Source organism: Aequorivita aquimaris (genome assembly GCF_001573155.1).
In the GTDB taxonomy this organism is placed as follows: Bacteria; Bacteroidota; Bacteroidia; order Flavobacteriales; family Flavobacteriaceae; genus Aequorivita; species Aequorivita aquimaris.
Genome location: NZ_JRWG01000007.1, coordinates 12,337 through 28,841, shown reverse-complemented (window position 1 = coordinate 28,841; position 16,505 = coordinate 12,337). Strand labels below are relative to the sequence as shown.

The following is a 16,505-nucleotide window of genomic DNA, read 5'->3' as shown; positions in this document are numbered from 1 at the left end:
TTTTCATATAATTTTATTTTGCACCCTTTTGGTTTCCTGTGAATACTTTAAGCCAAAGATGGAGGAGAACGTAGTGGCGCGTGTAAATGATAATTTTTTATATGAAAAGGACATCCAGAAATTTATAAGTGAAGATACTACCCCCGAGGATAGCATTCTAATTGTCAACAACTATATAAACCGTTGGGCCACCCAGCAGTTGCTTATAGACCAAGCAAGAATAAATCTGAGTGCAGACCAACTGGAACAGTACGAAAAACTGGTGCAGGAATACCAAAACGATTTATTAACGGAAGCCTATAAAAATGTAATTGTAAGCAAGCAACTGGATAGCACCATTACCGAACAGGAGTACCGCGACTATTACGAGACCAATAAAGAAAACTTTAGGTTAAAAGATTTGCTGGTCAAATTGCGCTACGTGCAGTTGCCGGTCAATTATGAAGGTTTGGCGTCCGTGCGCGAGAAGCTGGGAAGATATAACGAAAAGGATAGAAAATCGCTCAACAGCCAGGACTATCAATTTATTTCCTCAAACTTCAATGATTCGGTTTGGGTGAGAAAAGAAATTTTGCTAAATACCTTGCCCGCAATTAGGGACAACAGTGAGCAAGTGTTAAAAAAATCCAATTTTACACAATTGCAAGATTCATTAGGAGTATATTTGGTGAAAATTGAAGATGTGCTTAATCCCAATGATACCGCGCCCCTTTCCTACGTTAAGCCTACTTTGAAACAAATAATTCTGAATAAGAGAAAGCTGGAGCTCATAAAAAAACTTGAAACAGATATTACAAGAGATGCTATTGAAACAAATAATTTTGAAATCTATAAAAATGAATAAACTTTTATTGGTATTGTTACTTACTTCTGCAATGCTACAAGCACAAACAGTGGTAGAGCCGGACAGTACCGGGGTTGCGAAAGCTAATGATTCCTTGGTGATGCAGCAAGCTGTAAAGCGCGACACTTTAAAACCTTTTAAAAGGTACAAGGCAGAAGGTGTAAGCGCCGTAGTTGGCGAATACGTAATTCTTGATAGCGATATCGATAAGGCCTACGTTGAAATGCAATCGCAGGGCATGTCTATTGAAGACATAACCCGTTGCCAATTAATGGGCAAGTTGATGGAGGATAAACTATACGCGCACCAGGCCCAGCAGGACAGCATTTTAGTTCCCGATGCCGAAATAAACGGAATGATTGATCAGCAATTGCAATATATGATCAGTGAATTGGGCAGTGAGGAAAAAGTTGCGGCATACTACAGAAAAGATAACATTGCCGATCTTAAAAAGGAACTTTTTGAAGCCAACAAGAGCATAAAATTGGCAAGCTTAATGCAGCAAAAAGTAATTGAAAAAGTAGAGGTTACCCCAGAAGAGGTACGTACTTTTTTCTTTTCCATTCCCGAAGAAGAACGCCCCGTTTTTGGAGCGGAGATTGAAATTGCGCAAATTGTTATTGACCCCGAAGTAACCAAACAGGCCATAGACGAGGTCATAGCCAGACTAAACGCAATCCGTGCAGATATTATTGACAACGGCTCCAGTTTTGCAACTAAAGCGGTGCTTTATTCCAAAGATCCGGGTTCTGCTTCAAAAGGAGGCCTTTATCAGGGCGTAAGACGCGATTCGCCTTGGGCAAAGGAATTTAAGGATCAGGCCTTTTCACTTTTGGAAGGCGAGATCAGTGAGCCTTTTGAGACCGAATTTGGCTGGCATATTCTTTATGTTGAAAAGATCCGCGGGCAGGAGGTAGATGTAAGGCACATTCTAATGTTTCCCGAAGTATCACAAAAATCGATTGATGAAGCACAGAAAAAGATAGAGGACATCAAAACCGAAATAGAGAATGGCGAAATTACCTTTGCCGAAGCTGCCAGAAAGTATTCAGACGATAAGGAAACCAGAAATAACGGAGGCCAATTGGTTAACCCCATAACATTTGACACTAAGTTTGATCTCACCAAAATGGATCCTACCCTTAGCGCCCAAGTATATAATCTAAAGGAAGGACAGGTTTCTGAAATTTTCACAGACCGTGACCGTACCGGAAAAAGCAGTTTGAAAATCCTTACCGTTACTAAAAAATACCCCGAGCACAAAGCCAATTATGCCAATGATTATGAGCGCATCAAACAATTGGCCTTACGCGAAAAGCAGATTAAGGTAATCAACAAATGGCAGAACGAGAAAATAAAAGATACGTATATTAGCATCAATCAAGATTACCAGGATTGTGACTTTGCTGGAGATTGGTTAAAAAAATAATATAGAAAACAATATGTCAGACGTAGCAGCGGTATCGCAACTGGTTTCCAAATACAACGCCCTTAAAAAAGAAATAAAAAAAGTAATAGTAGGTCAAGATGAAGTGGTTGAGCAGGTTTTGCTTGCCATCTTTTCCGGTGGGCACGCTTTGCTTATAGGTGTTCCCGGGCTTGCGAAAACCTTGTTGGTAAACACTGTTGCGGAAGCGCTCGGTCTAAAATTCAAAAGAATTCAGTTTACACCAGATTTGATGCCGAGCGATATTTTGGGTTCTGAAATCTTAGATCAAAACCGTGAATTCAAATTCATAAAAGGGCCCATTTTCGCCAACATCATCCTTGCAGACGAGATTAACCGCACGCCTCCCAAAACCCAAGCGGCCCTACTGGAAGCTATGCAGGAGCGTGCTGTAACTGTTGCGGGCCACCATTATAAATTGGATCTTCCCTATTTTGTACTCGCTACTCAAAACCCGATAGAGCAGGAGGGAACCTACCCATTGCCCGAGGCGCAGTTGGATCGGTTTATGTTTGCCATAAATCTGGAATACCCTTCTTTTTCTGAAGAGGTTGAGGTAGTAAAGCAAACCACTGCCGGAGAAATAGAAAAGGTGAATGCCCTTTTCACTGCGCAGGAAATCATAGACTTTCAGCAATTGATCCGAAGAATTCCAGTAGCGGACAATGTTGTGGAATACGCAGTAACGCTCGTTGGAAAAACCCGTCCCAATAGTTCCACCGCGACTGATACCGTAAAAAACTATATTGATTGGGGCGCAGGGCCACGCGCCTCGCAAAACCTCATTTTGGCAGCCAAGACAAATGCAGCCTTGCACGGAAAATTTTCTCCAGATATTGAGGACGTGCAGAAAGCCGCAATCGGAATCCTTCGCCATAGGCTTATAAAAAACTACAAGGCCGAAGCCGAAGGGTTAAGTATTGAGGAAATAATCAAAAGCTTATATTAATTCAATTAATCTTTCCTTTTAAAATTATAAAACATTCTTTTGTAATATTCTGAATTTCTTAATTTATCATAGGTATTTTTATCATATTAGCAATTATGTTCAATAATATTTAGTATTTAATGAATTATGTTCATTAAATAAGCATTTTCATTAAATATTTTTTAAATATTCCATTTTTTTGTATTTTCGCAAACAACTAAAAATACAACTATGGCATTTGATATTGATATGATTAAAAAGGTTTATTCCCAAATGGCCGAACGTGTGGATAAAGCACGTGAAATTACGGGAAAACCACTTACACTTTCCGAAAAGATTTTATATTCCCACCTTTGGGATGGCAACCCAGATAAGGCTTTCCAGCGAGGAAAGGATTATGTGGATTTTGCCCCAGATAGAATAGCGTGCCAGGATGCAACCGCCCAAATGGCGCTTTTGCAATTTATGCAGGCTGGTAAGAAAACAGTTGCAGTACCAACTACCGTTCACTGTGATCATTTAATTCAGGCCAAACAGGGTGCCACGCCCGATTTAAAGCGCGCAAACGAAACCAGTAACGAGGTTTTCGACTTTTTGGAATCGGTTTCAAACAAATACGGAATCGGTTTTTGGAGACCGGGAGCAGGAATTATCCACCAAGTGGTTTTGGAAAATTACGCCTTCCCCGGAGGAATGATGATTGGTACCGATAGTCACACCGTAAACGCAGGTGGCTTGGGAATGGTGGCTATAGGCGTGGGCGGCGCTGACGCCGTAGATGTAATGGCCGGAATGCCTTGGGAGCTAAAATTTCCGAAGTTAATAGGTGTAAAACTTACCGGGGAACTGAATGGCTGGACGGCTTCAAAAGATGTTATTCTAAAAGTGGCCGGAATCCTTACCGTAAAAGGTGGAACGGGTGCCATTGTTGAATATTTCGGTCCCGGTGCAAAAAATCTTTCCTGTACCGGAAAAGGAACCATCTGTAATATGGGCGCCGAAATAGGCGCGACTACTTCAACTTTTGGTTATGACGACGCCATGGAGCGCTTCCTTAGAGCAACGGATCGTGCCGAAATTGCAGACGAAGCCAATAAAATCCGCGAATATTTAACCGGTGATGATGAAGTTTACGCAAATCCCGAGAAATATTTTGACCAAGTTATAGAAATTGATTTAACCGCATTACGTCCACACTTGAACGGTCCTTTTACACCAGACTTAGCGACGCCAGTGGGCCAATTGGGTGAAAAAGCAAAGAAAAATGAATGGCCCTTAAAAGTGGATTGGGGCTTGATAGGTAGCTGTACCAATTCTTCCTATGAGGATTTAACGCGGGCGGCGTCTATTGCGCAGCAGGCCATCGATAAAAAATTAAAACCGAAGAGCGATTTCGGAATAAATCCCGGTTCAGAGCAAATCCGTTATACCGCAGAGCGCGACGGACTTTTGGACGTTTTTGAAAATCTTGGAGCCACCATTTTTACAAATGCCTGTGGTCCGTGCATTGGCCAGTGGGACCGAAGCGATAGAAAAGGCGATGAGAAAAATACCATCGTGCATTCATTCAACCGAAACTTTTCGAAACGCGCTGACGGAAACCCTAACACACACGCCTTTGTTGGCTCGCCGGAAATGGTTGCCGCAATCGCCATTTCGGGCCGTTTGGATTTTGATCCGATGAACGATACGCTTTTAAATGAAGACGGACAGGAGGTTAAACTTGACGAACCCCGTGGATTGGAATTGCCGCCAAAAGGCTTTGAAGTGGAGGATAACGGCTATTTGGCACCCAAAGAAGACGGAAGCTCGGTTGAGGTGAAAGTGGCTAAAGACAGTGAGCGCCTTCAATTATTGGAGCCTTTCCTTCCTATTAAGGATTCGGAATTGCAGGGTGTAAAATTATTGATTAAAGCTTTCGGAAAATGTACCACCGACCATATTTCAATGGCTGGTCCGTGGTTGCGCTACCGCGGGCATTTGGACAATATTGCCAACAATACATTAATTGGCGCCGTAAACGCTTTTAATAAGCAAACCAATTTTGTAAAAAACCAATTTACCGGCGAGTACGGCGGGGTGCCAAATGTGCAACGCGAGTACAAAGCAAAAGGCGTAAAAACAATAGTTGTGGGTGACCATAATTACGGGGAAGGCTCTTCGCGTGAGCACGCGGCCATGCAGCCTCGCCACCTAGGTGTTGCAGCGGTTTTGGTAAAATCATTTGCACGAATTCACGAAACTAATTTAAAAAAGCAGGGAATGTTGGCACTTACTTTTGCTAACGAAGCTGATTATGATTTGATTCAAGAAGATGATACCTTCAACTTTGTGGATATTTCAGAATTTGCGCCAAACAAGCCGCTTACAGTTGAAATCGTACATAAAGATGGCAGCAAGGATACAATTAAAGTAAACCATACCTATAACGATGCACAGATTAAGTGGTATCGCGAAGGATCTGCTCTGAATTTGATAAAAAAGCAGAACGCTTAAAAAGGGTTTAAATACTACTAAACCTAACAGGATTTTAAAACCTGTTAGGTTTTTTTATAATATTAATGTTGATGAAATTTATAAAGAAACATTGGGGCAATATCTTGTTTTTTGCATTCGTGGCGTTGCTGATTATTCCGCAAACGCGAATGCCCATTCAGGTTTTTGTGCAGCGGCTTATTTCCTTTTCACCTTCGGAAAAAAAGGTGTCGGACCGCGAGACATTGCAGGATTATCAATGGAATTTACAGGAATTGGAAGATGGGGAAATTAATTTTTCACAATCGGAAGGCAAGGTAACTATTGTAAATTTTTGGGCTACTTGGTGCCCGCCCTGCGTTGCCGAAATGCCCTCGTTTCAAAAATTATATGATAGCTACGGGAATAAAGTAGATTTCTATTTCGTCACTTCGGAAGAATCTGAAAAAGTGAATAGATTTCTTCAGAAAAACAGCTACTCATTGCCCGTTTTTCTTCAAAAATATGAAGCGCCAAAACAATTGAGGTCACAGGCCCTGCCGACTACTTATTTGATTTCAAAAACCGGGGAGATTATCATTGATGAAGAAGGCGCCGCAGACTGGAACAGTAAAAAAATGAGGGCCCTATTGGACAACCTGCTGACCGAATAGTCCCTAAAAACTAGCCCGGAAAATGGTTTTTTAGAATTGAGTCCATTTCCTTTTTTCCCTCGGCAATTGCAGTAATCGTATTCCATAATTTTGGGGTTAGCAAGGATTTTAGTGGTTGCTCAACTTTAGGAATTTTTGGAAAATTTTTCAGGAGCTGCTTATCCCAGGTTTGGTGGTGGTTTAAAAGATCGTCGGGATACACCGTCTTTCGGCGGGTTCCTTCATCTATGCCTTTAAAAGGTTCAGACACATTTAAATAGCCGTAATCGTCCGTCAACTCTTCCCCAGGCTGAATATCGCGGATTGCAATTTCAAAATCATAGGCGGTAGATAAACAATTGCTCTTAAAACTGTGGTTTACGTAGCGGCCATAGTCCCAGCACAGCACAAAGTTGCCTTTGCTGTTTCTATAACAATAGGTTTCAAGAATCTGTTGGTATAGCGGATTCATTTTCTTTAGTTTGGCTGGCGTAAATTCCCGATCCAGATCGTCCAAGGCCCAGGTTATTGTGCCGGCGGGGATAAATTCGGTGGCAACAACGCCGTAACCTATTTGATCGCTGATAAATTTAAGTTCAGTTTTAGGATGTATCATAACAACTGCGATTTTTAGGATTAAATGTAATGTAAAAACGCATTCTATTTACATTTCGCAACCTATTGTATATGAAATTTTATTGCTGTTAATTTGCCGATTTTTTCAGAAAAAATCAAATTAGGATATTTCCTCTTGGGAAGGATATTTTTCGCTGAATTTTTCCATCAGAACAAAAACTGTCAACAGCATTGTTAAGGCATAAATACTGTCCTCAATGGGAACGGTACCAATACGGATGCCCAAATTTTCGGCATCGTTGTACCAAACCACTTGTTCATGGATCCAACTACCGGTGAGAAACCCATTCACTATAAAAAATGGCACCAAAAGAATGAAGAATACGGGGAAGAAAACTTGTAGCGTTTCACGTTTATAGTTGTAAACCAAGGCCAGTAACACAATGGCATAGCCGAAATTTACCGCGGTGTACCAACGGTCGTAAAAATAGAGTAGGGAGACAATCAAAATGGTCTGCAATGAAAAATAGACTATTCCGGTTACTTTTTTTGAAAGGGAAAATTTCGGCAGTAAATTTTTAAAGGCGTAGATAGTGAAAAGACAAGCATAGGGAATGCAGATAAAGAAGAGCCATTCTTCAATTGGCAAGTTTCCTAAATGTATTCCTGAGAGGTATTTTTCGTTGAAGCCCCAAAACCCCTGCTGAGTAAAGATGATGTCCCACGGAATAAAAAAAGCCATCATAATAAAGGTGGCGGGAAAAAAATATTTCCAAAGTTTATAAAACTTCAATTTTGGGTGAAAACTAAAAAGAAACGGGACACTCAGCGAGGCGATGTCCAATAAAAGATAGAGATGCCACATGCTTTATTTTTTAAAATATTTCAATGGCGGAAATAGCATCCCGAAACATTCGCCTTTATCCTTTCCCAAATGTTTGTGGTGTATTTTGTGCGCACGCCTGATACCACGAGCGTACCAGTTATTGGCGTTTCGGAACATTTTAAAACGCTGGTGTATAAAAATATCGTGCACAAAAAAGTAGGTAACCCCATAGGCAAAAATGCCCAAACCGATAGGCAACCCTGCCCAAAAGCCATAATAGCTCCATCCTATAAAACAACTGATGCTGACCAGGGCGTAAAACAAAAAGAAATAATCGTTCCGCTCCCACCAACTGCCGTGGTCTTTGTGGTGATGGTCTTTGTGCAATTTCCATAAAAAGCCGTGCATAATATATTTATGGGTAAACCACGCCATAAACTCCATAATGCAGAAGGTGGAAATGAAAATTAATATCCAAAGAACTGTTGTCATTTTTGTTTTTTACTTTGTTAATTCGGGATTTGTTATTTGGGGTTTTGAGTTCTCTCAAAACGGAGCACCCATCACTTCACCAAATTTAATTGATATTTTACATAGCTGCGCGTTAAAAGCCCAATTTTTTCAACGTTTGGAACGCGTATCCGCGCGTTTTTTATTTCGATGGCGGGGGTTTGTTGAAGTTTTTTCAGCAATCTCTTATAATATCGATATGCCACAAAAACCCCGAGTTTGGAATCGTGCGGCAATTGGAGAATGCCTTGGTACCCTCTATTAAAGTTTTCTTCTATCTCTTCAATAATTATCATTTTTGATTCCTCATCCAAAGAGTCGAGATTGGTATTTGGAAAATAGGTTCGGCTCAGGTTTTCGTAATCTTCTTTCAGGTCGCGCAGAAAATTTACCTTTTGAAAGGCAGAGCCCAGATTCATGGCTGATTCCTTCAGCTGGTTATATTTCTCAATATCACCTTTCACAAAAACCTTTAAACACATTAAGCCCACAACGTCTGCGGAGCCGTATATATAATCATTAAATTCTTCCGTAGTGGAATATACGCTTTTAGTGAGGTCCAAACGCATACTCGCCATAAAAGTGTCTATTAGCTCTTTTTGAATATTGTATTTATAGACCGTTTCCTGAAATGAATTTAAAATAGGATTTAAACTGATTTTATCCGAGAGCGCTTCTTCCAAAGCATTTTCAAAGCGGTTGAAAAGGATTTCTTTATTGTATTCGTGAAAGGAATCTACAATTTCATCGGCGAAACGCACAAAACCATAAATGTTGTAGATGTCCTGGCGTATGGCGGGCCCAAGCATTCGTGTAGCCAATGAAAAGGAGGTACTATAAGTTTTGGTTACCTCTTTGCTACATTTTTTGGATACGATGTCAAAAAGTTCTTTCACTGTATGTTTTCTTTATCGATTAAACCGGCTACCAATTTCCCCGAAATCAGAGCCGGAGGAACGCCGGGGCCAGGCACGGTAAGTTGTCCTGTAAAAAAGAGATTTTTTACTTTTTTGCTCTTCAGTTTCGGCCTTAAAAAAGCGGTCTGCATTAAGGTATTTGCGAGGCCGTATGCGTTTCCTTTGTAACTATTATAATCTGAAATGAAATCGTTGATGCAAAAGGATTCTTTAAATATAACGTATTTTTTGACCTCCTGTGCGGTAATTTGTTCAAACCGCGCCATAATTTTTTCGAAATATTCCTCCCGTATTTCAGGGATGTCATCCAGACCCGGAGCCAACGGAATTAAGAATATTCCCGCCTCTTTTCCCTCTGGAGCCACACTATTATCCGTCTTGGATGGGAAACTCGCGTAAAAAAGCGGTTCGTCGGGCCATTTGGGAGAATCATATATTTCTTCAGAATGTTTTTTGAAATCTACATCAAAGAATAATGTATGATGATTTACATGCTTTATTCTGGTATCGAACCCAACGTAAAAAAGCAGGGCGGAAGGGGCGAAGGTTTTTTTGCTCCAATAGTTTTCGGAATACTGACGAAACCTTTTTTCCAAGAGTGTTTCGGTGTGGTGATAATCGGCACCGCTCAAAACTACATCAGCGTCAATCATTTCACCGTTGGAAATAAGCCCAATGGTTTTTCCGTTCTCAACAATTATTTTTTCAACGTTTTCATTTGTCTTTATGGTTACGCCCAGTTCTTCGGCAAGTCTTTTAATTCCGTCAATTACGGAATACATGCCATTTTTTGGATGAAAGGTGCCCAAGCCAAAGTCAGCATAATTCATAAAGCTGTAAAACGAAGGTGTATCCGAAGGTTTTGCTCCCAGAAAGAGAACCGGAAACTCTAAAATGGATATAAGCTTGGGGTTTGAAAATTCGCGGCGCACATCCTTGCTTATCGTGCTAAAAAACTGGCCTATCTTTTTCATCGTTGCAGCAGTGACCAATTCCATTGGCGAAACGCCCGGTCTATAAACCAGATCTTTTATGGCGATATTGTAATTGTCCAAGGCTTGGGCCATAAATTTTTTGAGCTTTATCGAACTTCCTGCTTCCTCATTTTCGAAAGCCGTACATATTTTTTCAAGTGTGTCCTCTATGGTTATATATTCATTGTTCGCAAAATATACTCGATATGCTGGATTTAACTTTTCCAAGGCGTAAAAATCAGAGGGACGCTTTTCAAAATCTTTAAAGAAACGTTCAAAAACATCGGGCATCCAGTACCAAGTGGGGCCCATGTCAAAAGTGAAGCCGTCTTTTTTTAACTGGCGGGCCCTTCCGCCAATAGTTCCATTTTTTTCATAAATGGTTACTCTATTTCCTGCCTGTGCCAAATAACAAGATGCAGCGAGCGAAGAAAAACCGGAACCAATAACTGCGATGTCTTTCATATTGTTTAACAAATCTACATTTTATTTAAACAAAAATGAAATTTGCACGATTTATTTTCATACTTGAATTCAAATTTTGGGAAAGAATTAAGGAAATAGAATGAGTTAGATCTAAAACTAGATGATCGGAGAGTCTTTTTTTATGATTGTTGGAATTTTTCGATATGGTCCGTGAAAAGGGTTATATCTCTGAAAAATTTAAGATTTTTAGTGTTCTTGCTGCTTTTTTCTGCCTTGTTTCCCAATACCCAGAGTTCGCATGATCCTTTGGAACCTACTTCGGTTTGAAAATCGGAAAGATATTTTTTAAGATTATCATTCTCTGGTTGGATTGTAAAATAGGTGACAAAAATTACCCGCTGCTTACTGTTTAAAATATGCGTCAAGCTTTCCAAGGGAATATTCGCTCCCAAAAAAATGGTATTGTACCCAGCTGAAATCAATTCGTAATTGGCATATAGCAGGCCAATCTCGTGTATTTCCTGATATGGCAGATAGAGGGTGAATAGAGGGCCTGGTTTAGTGCTAATCTTTTTTTCTTTATCTGAAAAACTAATTATGGTATGTTTAATTTTTTCGGATATGAAGTGCTCGTGGGATGGATCAATAGTTCCCGAATGCCACAATATTCCCATTTCATTTAGTAATGGTACAAATATCTCAACGAAAACTTCCCTAAAGGATTTTGTTTCCAATAGTTTTTTCAAGGTTGCGTCAAAAAGTTGTCCATCAAATTCAAACATGGCCGACTTAAAAATATTTAGCATATATTCAGAATCAAGACCATTGATGTTTTTTTTGATCAATTCTTGAATCTGAACATTATCTAAACTTGCAATTTTTGATATTTTGTACCCGGCATTGTATAAATAGGCAATATTCAATAACTTCTTGAGGTTGTCTAGATCGTACTTTCTAATGTTGGTATCGGTACGGTCCGGTTCAAGAAGATTGTACCTTTTCTCCCAGATTCTGATTGTATGGGCTTTTACATTTGAGAGATTTTCAAGATCCTTTATGCCAAATTGTGTTTTGACCACTGAATTACCGTTTAGTTTTACCTTGTGAATGTACTAAAAAGAAGTGAATTTGTTTAGATAAATGTGAAATTCACTAAACATATTGGGAAAAAATGTACCCGGGATGGGACTTGAACCCACACGCCCAAAGGACACATGGCCCTCAACCATGCCTGTCTACCAATTCCAGCACCCGGGTGGATACTTATTTTCACCTAAGCGTTTAAAACAAATTAAGAAGTGTTTTAAACAAAAAAAGTTAAACCGAGGGCTTAACTTTTTGTGACCTGGCTGGGGCTCGAACCCAGGACCACCTCCTTAAAAGGGAGGTGCTCTACCAACTGAGCTACCAGGTCTTCCTTATTGCGGGTGCAAATATACTATCATTAAATTTATTTTTCAAAACGAAAATCAATTAAATTTGAGAAAAATTTAAAACCTTGGAAATACAGGGGTTCACAAATGAATTTTTTATTTTAAAAACTGCATTTGGATAAATAATCAACAAAATACTGGGGAATGCTACACCATATTTTGAGAATTTCGTAATTTGAAAACCTATGAAAATCATCTTGGTTGGATACATGGGAAGCGGAAAATCTTCCATAGGAAAAAAAGTTGCAGAAGTTTTGAGGCTACCTTTTAAGGATATGGATACTGAAATTGAAAAAGCTGAGGGGATTTCTGTATCCAAAATTTTTTCAGAAAAGGGAGAAGTTTATTTCAGAAAAGTGGAAAACACAATATTGAAGGAACTTTTGAAAAACCCACACAGCTTCGTTTTGGCAACAGGGGGTGGAACCCCGTGTTATTCAGATGCCATGGAGTTTATTCAAAAACAGAAAGATATTGTTTCAGTGTATTTAAAAATTCCGATAGATATTTTGGTTTCCCGATTGTTTTCAGAAAAGGCAGAAAGACCCCTGATAGCTCACTTAGGTTCTGAAGTTGAACTTGAAGATTTCATTAGAAAACACCTATTCGAAAGGGCATTCTATTATAATCAGGCAGATTTGATTATTGAAGTTGGACCGGAAAGTGTAGCTGAAACTGTTGAAAAAATAATTTTGAAGTTATTCTAATACCGCTCTGTCATTATTTTTTTCAAATATCACAGAAACGTTTTCGTTTATCGAGGTTGAAAGCGAAATGCCTTTAAAATCAGCTTTTACAGGATACTTTTTATGGTTTCTGTCTACAAGAACTGCTGTCTTGAATTGTTTTAATGGTACTTCCAGAAAATGTTTCACACCATAAATTAAAGTGGTTCCTGAATGGAGCACATCGTCAACAAGGAGTAATGATTTATTTTGGTATTCTTCCTCTTTCAATGAGGTTTTTATTGGGTTGGTAGGGTTCTTTTTATCAATTATCACTTCACAAAGAATCACTTTTATAGGAGAGATTTTCTCGACTTCAATTTTAAGTTTCTTTGCTAACACAAAACCATTGGTCATAATGCCTGCAATCACCACCTCTTTTTCATCTACATTCGTTTCGTAGATTTGATAGGCAATTCGCTTTATTTTATGGGCAATCTGTTTTTTGTCCAGAATGATAGTATTTATTTCTTGCATTAGTTATTTTTTTCAAATATAGTTATAACGCCTCATTTTCATCATCTGTAGATTCGGTAAAATCATCCAAATCTCTCCTGTCCTTTTTTGTGGGTCTGCCAACTCCTTTTTTACGGTAATATGTTTTTGCGTATTGCAGCATTTCATTGGTTTCAAATGCCTCTTTGGGAGTTGTGTCTTTTCTATATAAATCTACCAATTTGGCGCCAACTCTACTTTCAGGCAGATCAAGCACTTCCAATTCATAATTAATTTGGTTTTTCCGAAGGTTTATAGTATCGCCCGGATAGACGTCTCTGGAAGGTTTTACAATATCACCATTAACACGTACAGAACCTTTTTTGCATGCCTGAGTAGCCATATTTCTGGTTTTTAAATACCGAACTGCCCATATATATTTATCAATTCTCATAATTATTATGCCCAAAACAACGTTAATGTAGTGTGCAAAAATAACGGAAAATTGTATCTTGCGCCCACAAAAACTGGATGATGATTAAAATAAAATACGCTTGCGGCTTGATTATTGGGCTGCTATTTATTGCTACTTCTTGTAAAAAAGATGATGATGTTGTTGAAGTTATTCCGCCACGTGACCGTGGTCCTGAGGCTTTAAGAGCGCAAGAGGAAATTGAAGAATTTTTGGAAACGCATTTTTATAATTACGAAGATTTTGAGACCGACCCGGAAAATTTTAAAATAAAGTTTGATACAATAGCAGGAGATAATGCTTCAAAAACTCCTTTGATGGGGCAGGTAGATTTTATTATGGTTAAGGACGTAGAGGATACTGATGTCGAATATAAGCTTTACTATTTGAATGTACGTGATGGTGGTGGCGAAAAGCCGCATTTCTCCGATTATACCATAAACACCTATGAGGGAAGGTTGATGAATCTTGATTTGTTTGACAGTTCCGTGATTCCAGTTAGATTTAACCTAGTAGATACGCCAACGAGTTCTGGAATCATAAGAGGATTGCAGCAAGCAATTATCCAATTTAGAGGTGCATCCAATGTTATTTCTAATCCAGATGGCACACTTACTTTTGAAAATTACGGTATTGGTGCAGTATTTATTCCTTCCGGCTTAGCTTATTATCAGTATCCTCCACCCACTGGAGGATTGAATGCCTATGACCAACTTATTTTCTCTTTTGAATTATTTGAGTCTGAAGTAGCTGATCATGACGAAGATGGAATACCATCTTATATGGAGGATCTTAATGAGGACGGCTTTTTGCTGAATGATAATACGGACGGTGCAGGTGCGGTAAATTATTTGGATGATGATGATGATGGTGATGGCCGTTTAACTAAATATGAAATAGAAATAGATGGCAATGGAAATATAACCTTTCCCGATGTTGATGGGGATGGTATTCCAGATTATTTAGATTCTGACAGTTAAAAATGATAAAAGATAACAAAAAGCCCGATTCCTTTAAGAATCGGGCTTTTTAATAATTAATTGCTTTATTGATTATTTGCGGGCAATAACCTTTTTTACAGCATTCACAATTGCCGAAGCATTCAAGCCGTATTTATCCATCAATTGCTCTGGAGTTCCAGATTCCCCAAAAGTATCCTGTGTTGCAATGAATTCTTGTGGAGCTGGATGATTTGTAGATAATAAACGTGCAACACTTTCTCCCAAGCCGCCAAGAAAATTGTGCTCTTCAGCTGTAACTACGCAACCAGTTCTTTTTACGCTTTTCAGGATGGCTTCGTCGTCCAAAGGTTTTATGGTGTGAATGTTTATTACATCGGTTGAAATTCCGTTTTCGTTTAAAGTTTCCGCAGCTTGCAAAGCTTCCCAAACTAAATGACCTGTAGCAATAATGGTTACGTCATTCCCTTCCTGTAATTGAACTGCTTTTCCTATTTGAAAATTTTGGTCGGCAGGAGTAAAGTTTGCAACTTTTGGTCTTCCGAACCGTAAATATACAGGGCCTTCGTAGTCTGCAATTGCAATGGTTGCAGCTTTGGTTTGGTTGTAATCGCAGGTATTGATAACCGTCATTCCCGGAAGCATTTTCATCAACCCGATATCTTCAAGAATTTGGTGCGTGGCGCCATCCTCACCTAAGGTCAATCCGGCATGCGAAGCACATATTTTTACATTTTTCCCGCTGTAAGCAACACTTTGACGAATCTGGTCGTAAACTCTTCCCGTAGAAAAATTCGCGAAAGTTCCGGTGAAGGGAATCTTCCCGCCAATGGTCATTCCCGCAGCAATGCCTATCATATTTGCTTCGGCTATACCCACTTGAAAGAAGCGCTCCGGATGGTTATCCTTAAACTCGTCCATTTTAAGCGAACCCGTAAGGTCTGCACAAAGTGCAACCACATCTTTGTTTTTCTTTCCAAGTTCCGTGAGTCCGTCCCCAAAACCTGAACGCGTATCTTTTTTACCTGTATCTGTATATTTTTTCATCTGAACTATTTTCAATTTTAATAATCTCCCAAGGTTACAGGATTCTGTGAAAGCGCTGTTTCCAACTGCTGATCGTTTGGCGCTTTTCCGTGCCAATCGTGGGTGTGCATCATAAAATCAACGCCGTTGCCCATTACTGTATGCAACAAAACACAAACGGGTTTTCCGTTACCTGTTTTTTCTTTCGCCTTTTTCATTCCGGCAATAATGGCTTTCAGGTCGTTTCCTTTCTCAATATCCATCACATCCCAGCCGAAAGCTTCAAATTTTGCTTTCAAATTTCCCAAAGGAAGGACGTTTTTAGTAGCACCATCAATCTGCTGCCCGTTTAAATCTACGGTTACTATCAGGTTGTCCACATTATTTCCGGCGGCATACATTATCGCTTCCCAGTTTTGGCCTTCCTGCAATTCGCCATCGCCGCAAAGAGTGTAAACTAAGTGTTTGTCTTTGTTTAATTTTTTGGTAAGTGCCGCCCCAATAGATACCGAAATGCCCTGTCCCAAAGAACCCGAAGCTACACGTACGCCCGGCAAACCTTCATGGGTAGTGGGATGTCCCTGCAATCTTGAATTTAAAAGACGGAAGGTGTTCAACTCTTCCACGGGGAAATATCCCGCCCGTGCCAAAACACTGTAAAAAACCGGTGAAATATGTCCGTTTGAAAGAAAAAATAAATCTTCACCAATACCGTCCATGGTGAAGTTTTCGTTTCGTTCCATCAGTTCATTGTATAGTGCAACGAAAAATTCGGTACAGCCAAGAGAACCCCCGGGGTGTCCGGAATTTACTTTGTGTACCTGTCGTAAAATATCCCGTCGGACCTGAACCACCAAATCCTCAAGTGCTTTGTAATCTGCCATAATGTGTTTTAATTTT

Annotated in this window: 17 protein-coding genes and 2 tRNA genes; 7 read left to right on the top strand and 12 right to left on the bottom strand. The window is 39.6% G+C overall.

Going from position 1 to position 16,505, the window contains the following annotated elements:
• Positions 1–58: 58 nt before the first annotated feature.
• The 5 genes from LS48_RS11415 (at position 59) to LS48_RS11395 (ending at position 6,347) form a co-directional block, all read left to right on the top strand.
• Entirely contained in the window at positions 59–844 is a 786-nt protein-coding gene (locus tag LS48_RS11415) for a peptidyl-prolyl cis-trans isomerase (protein ID WP_235811029.1), read from the top strand.
• Entirely contained in the window at positions 801–2,273 is a 1,473-nt protein-coding gene (locus LS48_RS11410) for a peptidylprolyl isomerase (RefSeq protein WP_062622651.1), read from the top strand. The genes LS48_RS11415 and LS48_RS11410 overlap by 44 nt, the downstream gene beginning before the upstream one ends.
• Before the next feature lie 13 nt (positions 2,274–2,286).
• Positions 2,287–3,240, top strand: coding sequence for an AAA family ATPase (locus tag LS48_RS11405; protein WP_045081446.1), 954 nt, complete (start codon positions 2,287–2,289; stop codon positions 3,238–3,240).
• A 210-nt stretch (positions 3,241–3,450) separates the two neighbouring features.
• Positions 3,451–5,715 carry an aconitate hydratase gene (locus tag LS48_RS11400; protein ID WP_062622650.1) on the top strand — a complete coding sequence of 755 codons (2,265 nt, stop codon included), beginning with the start codon at positions 3,451–3,453 and terminating at the stop codon, positions 5,713–5,715.
• Between the two features lie 71 nt (positions 5,716–5,786).
• A complete protein-coding gene (locus LS48_RS11395; protein ID WP_062622733.1) occupies positions 5,787–6,347 on the top strand; it encodes a TlpA family protein disulfide reductase in 561 nt (186 codons plus the stop codon).
• Positions 6,348–6,357: 10 nt separating this feature from the next.
• Here LS48_RS11395 and LS48_RS11390 read toward each other — a convergent pair whose 3' ends face one another.
• From LS48_RS11390 to LS48_RS11355, 8 genes are all read right to left on the bottom strand, one after another.
• Complete coding sequence (locus LS48_RS11390) at positions 6,358–6,942, bottom strand: SET domain-containing protein (protein ID WP_062622649.1); 585 nt, start codon at positions 6,940–6,942, stop codon at positions 6,358–6,360.
• Positions 6,943–7,062: 120 nt separating this feature from the next.
• Positions 7,063–7,767 carry a lycopene cyclase domain-containing protein gene (locus tag LS48_RS11385; protein WP_062622648.1) on the bottom strand — a complete coding sequence of 235 codons (705 nt, stop codon included), beginning with the start codon at positions 7,765–7,767 and terminating at the stop codon, positions 7,063–7,065.
• A gap of 3 nt (positions 7,768–7,770) precedes the next feature.
• Positions 7,771–8,220 (bottom strand): sterol desaturase family protein, encoded by a 450-nt coding sequence (locus LS48_RS11380; RefSeq protein ID WP_045081442.1) that lies wholly within the window; start codon positions 8,218–8,220, stop codon positions 7,771–7,773.
• Positions 8,221–8,291: 71 nt separating this feature from the next.
• Positions 8,292–9,134, bottom strand: a complete 843-nt coding sequence (locus LS48_RS11375; protein WP_062622647.1) for a phytoene/squalene synthase family protein — start codon at positions 9,132–9,134, stop codon at positions 8,292–8,294.
• On the bottom strand, positions 9,131–10,594 hold the full coding sequence (gene crtID / locus LS48_RS11370) for a bifunctional phytoene desaturase/3,4-desaturase (RefSeq protein ID WP_062622646.1): 1,464 nt from the start codon (positions 10,592–10,594) through the stop codon (positions 9,131–9,133). The genes LS48_RS11375 and crtID overlap by 4 nt, the downstream gene beginning before the upstream one ends.
• A gap of 140 nt (positions 10,595–10,734) precedes the next feature.
• Positions 10,735–11,634, bottom strand: coding sequence for a MerR family transcriptional regulator (locus LS48_RS11365; RefSeq protein ID WP_062622645.1), 900 nt, complete (start codon positions 11,632–11,634; stop codon positions 10,735–10,737).
• Between the two features lie 95 nt (positions 11,635–11,729).
• Positions 11,730–11,812 (bottom strand) — tRNA-Leu (locus tag LS48_RS11360).
• Positions 11,813–11,896: 84 nt separating this feature from the next.
• Positions 11,897–11,969, bottom strand: a tRNA-Lys gene (locus tag LS48_RS11355).
• A 204-nt stretch (positions 11,970–12,173) separates the two neighbouring features.
• On the opposite strand from LS48_RS11355, the gene LS48_RS11350 reads away from it, so the two are divergent.
• On the top strand, positions 12,174–12,695 hold the full coding sequence (locus LS48_RS11350) for a shikimate kinase (RefSeq protein ID WP_062622644.1): 522 nt from the start codon (positions 12,174–12,176) through the stop codon (positions 12,693–12,695).
• On the opposite strand, the gene LS48_RS11345 is transcribed toward LS48_RS11350, so the two are convergent.
• The gene (locus LS48_RS11345) at positions 12,687–13,190 is read right to left on the bottom strand and encodes a phosphoribosyltransferase family protein (RefSeq protein WP_062622643.1); all 504 of its coding nucleotides are present in this window, start codon (positions 13,188–13,190) and stop codon (positions 12,687–12,689) included. The genes LS48_RS11350 and LS48_RS11345 overlap by 9 nt on opposite strands.
• 22 nt (positions 13,191–13,212) lie before the next feature.
• On the bottom strand, positions 13,213–13,602 hold the full coding sequence (locus LS48_RS11340; RefSeq protein WP_062622642.1) for an RNA-binding S4 domain-containing protein: 390 nt from the start codon (positions 13,600–13,602) through the stop codon (positions 13,213–13,215).
• A gap of 77 nt (positions 13,603–13,679) precedes the next feature.
• On the opposite strand from LS48_RS11340, the gene LS48_RS11335 reads away from it, so the two are divergent.
• Positions 13,680–14,600 carry an FKBP-type peptidyl-prolyl cis-trans isomerase gene (locus tag LS48_RS11335; protein WP_076692463.1) on the top strand — a complete coding sequence of 307 codons (921 nt, stop codon included), beginning with the start codon at positions 13,680–13,682 and terminating at the stop codon, positions 14,598–14,600.
• A 72-nt stretch (positions 14,601–14,672) separates the two neighbouring features.
• On the opposite strand, the gene LS48_RS11330 is transcribed toward LS48_RS11335, so the two are convergent.
• Both LS48_RS11330 and LS48_RS11325 read right to left on the bottom strand, forming a co-directional pair.
• Positions 14,673–15,626 (bottom strand): transketolase family protein, encoded by a 954-nt coding sequence (locus tag LS48_RS11330; protein ID WP_062622640.1) that lies wholly within the window; start codon positions 15,624–15,626, stop codon positions 14,673–14,675.
• A gap of 17 nt (positions 15,627–15,643) precedes the next feature.
• Positions 15,644–16,489: a transketolase gene (locus tag LS48_RS11325; RefSeq protein ID WP_062622639.1), complete on the bottom strand. Its 846-nt coding sequence runs from the start codon at positions 16,487–16,489 to the stop codon at positions 15,644–15,646.
• Between the last annotated feature and the right edge of the window lie 16 nt (positions 16,490–16,505).

Bases quoted from the DNA above. Each gene is read 5' to 3' on its own strand.
- LS48_RS11415 (WP_235811029.1), top strand. From the start codon at position 59: ATGGAGGAGAACGTAGTGGCGCGTGTAAATGATAATTTTTTATATGAA.
- LS48_RS11410 (WP_062622651.1), top strand. From the start codon at position 801: ATGCTATTGAAACAAATAATTTTGAAATCTATAAAAATGAATAAACTT.
- LS48_RS11405 (WP_045081446.1), top strand. From the start codon at position 2,287: ATGTCAGACGTAGCAGCGGTATCGCAACTGGTTTCCAAATACAACGCC.
- LS48_RS11400 (WP_062622650.1), top strand. From the start codon at position 3,451: ATGGCATTTGATATTGATATGATTAAAAAGGTTTATTCCCAAATGGCC.
- LS48_RS11395 (WP_062622733.1), top strand. From the start codon at position 5,787: ATGAAATTTATAAAGAAACATTGGGGCAATATCTTGTTTTTTGCATTC.
- LS48_RS11390 (WP_062622649.1), bottom strand. From the start codon at position 6,942: ATGATACATCCTAAAACTGAACTTAAATTTATCAGCGATCAAATAGGT.
- LS48_RS11385 (WP_062622648.1), bottom strand. From the start codon at position 7,767: ATGTGGCATCTCTATCTTTTATTGGACATCGCCTCGCTGAGTGTCCCG.
- LS48_RS11380 (WP_045081442.1), bottom strand. From the start codon at position 8,220: ATGACAACAGTTCTTTGGATATTAATTTTCATTTCCACCTTCTGCATT.
- crtID (WP_062622646.1), bottom strand. From the start codon at position 10,594: ATGAAAGACATCGCAGTTATTGGTTCCGGTTTTTCTTCGCTCGCTGCA.
- LS48_RS11350 (WP_062622644.1), top strand. From the start codon at position 12,174: ATGAAAATCATCTTGGTTGGATACATGGGAAGCGGAAAATCTTCCATA.
- LS48_RS11345 (WP_062622643.1), bottom strand. From the start codon at position 13,190: ATGCAAGAAATAAATACTATCATTCTGGACAAAAAACAGATTGCCCAT.
- LS48_RS11340 (WP_062622642.1), bottom strand. From the start codon at position 13,602: ATGAGAATTGATAAATATATATGGGCAGTTCGGTATTTAAAAACCAGA.
- LS48_RS11335 (WP_076692463.1), top strand. From the start codon at position 13,680: ATGATGATTAAAATAAAATACGCTTGCGGCTTGATTATTGGGCTGCTA.
- LS48_RS11330 (WP_062622640.1), bottom strand. From the start codon at position 15,626: ATGAAAAAATATACAGATACAGGTAAAAAAGATACGCGTTCAGGTTTT.
- LS48_RS11325 (WP_062622639.1), bottom strand. From the start codon at position 16,489: ATGGCAGATTACAAAGCACTTGAGGATTTGGTGGTTCAGGTCCGACGG.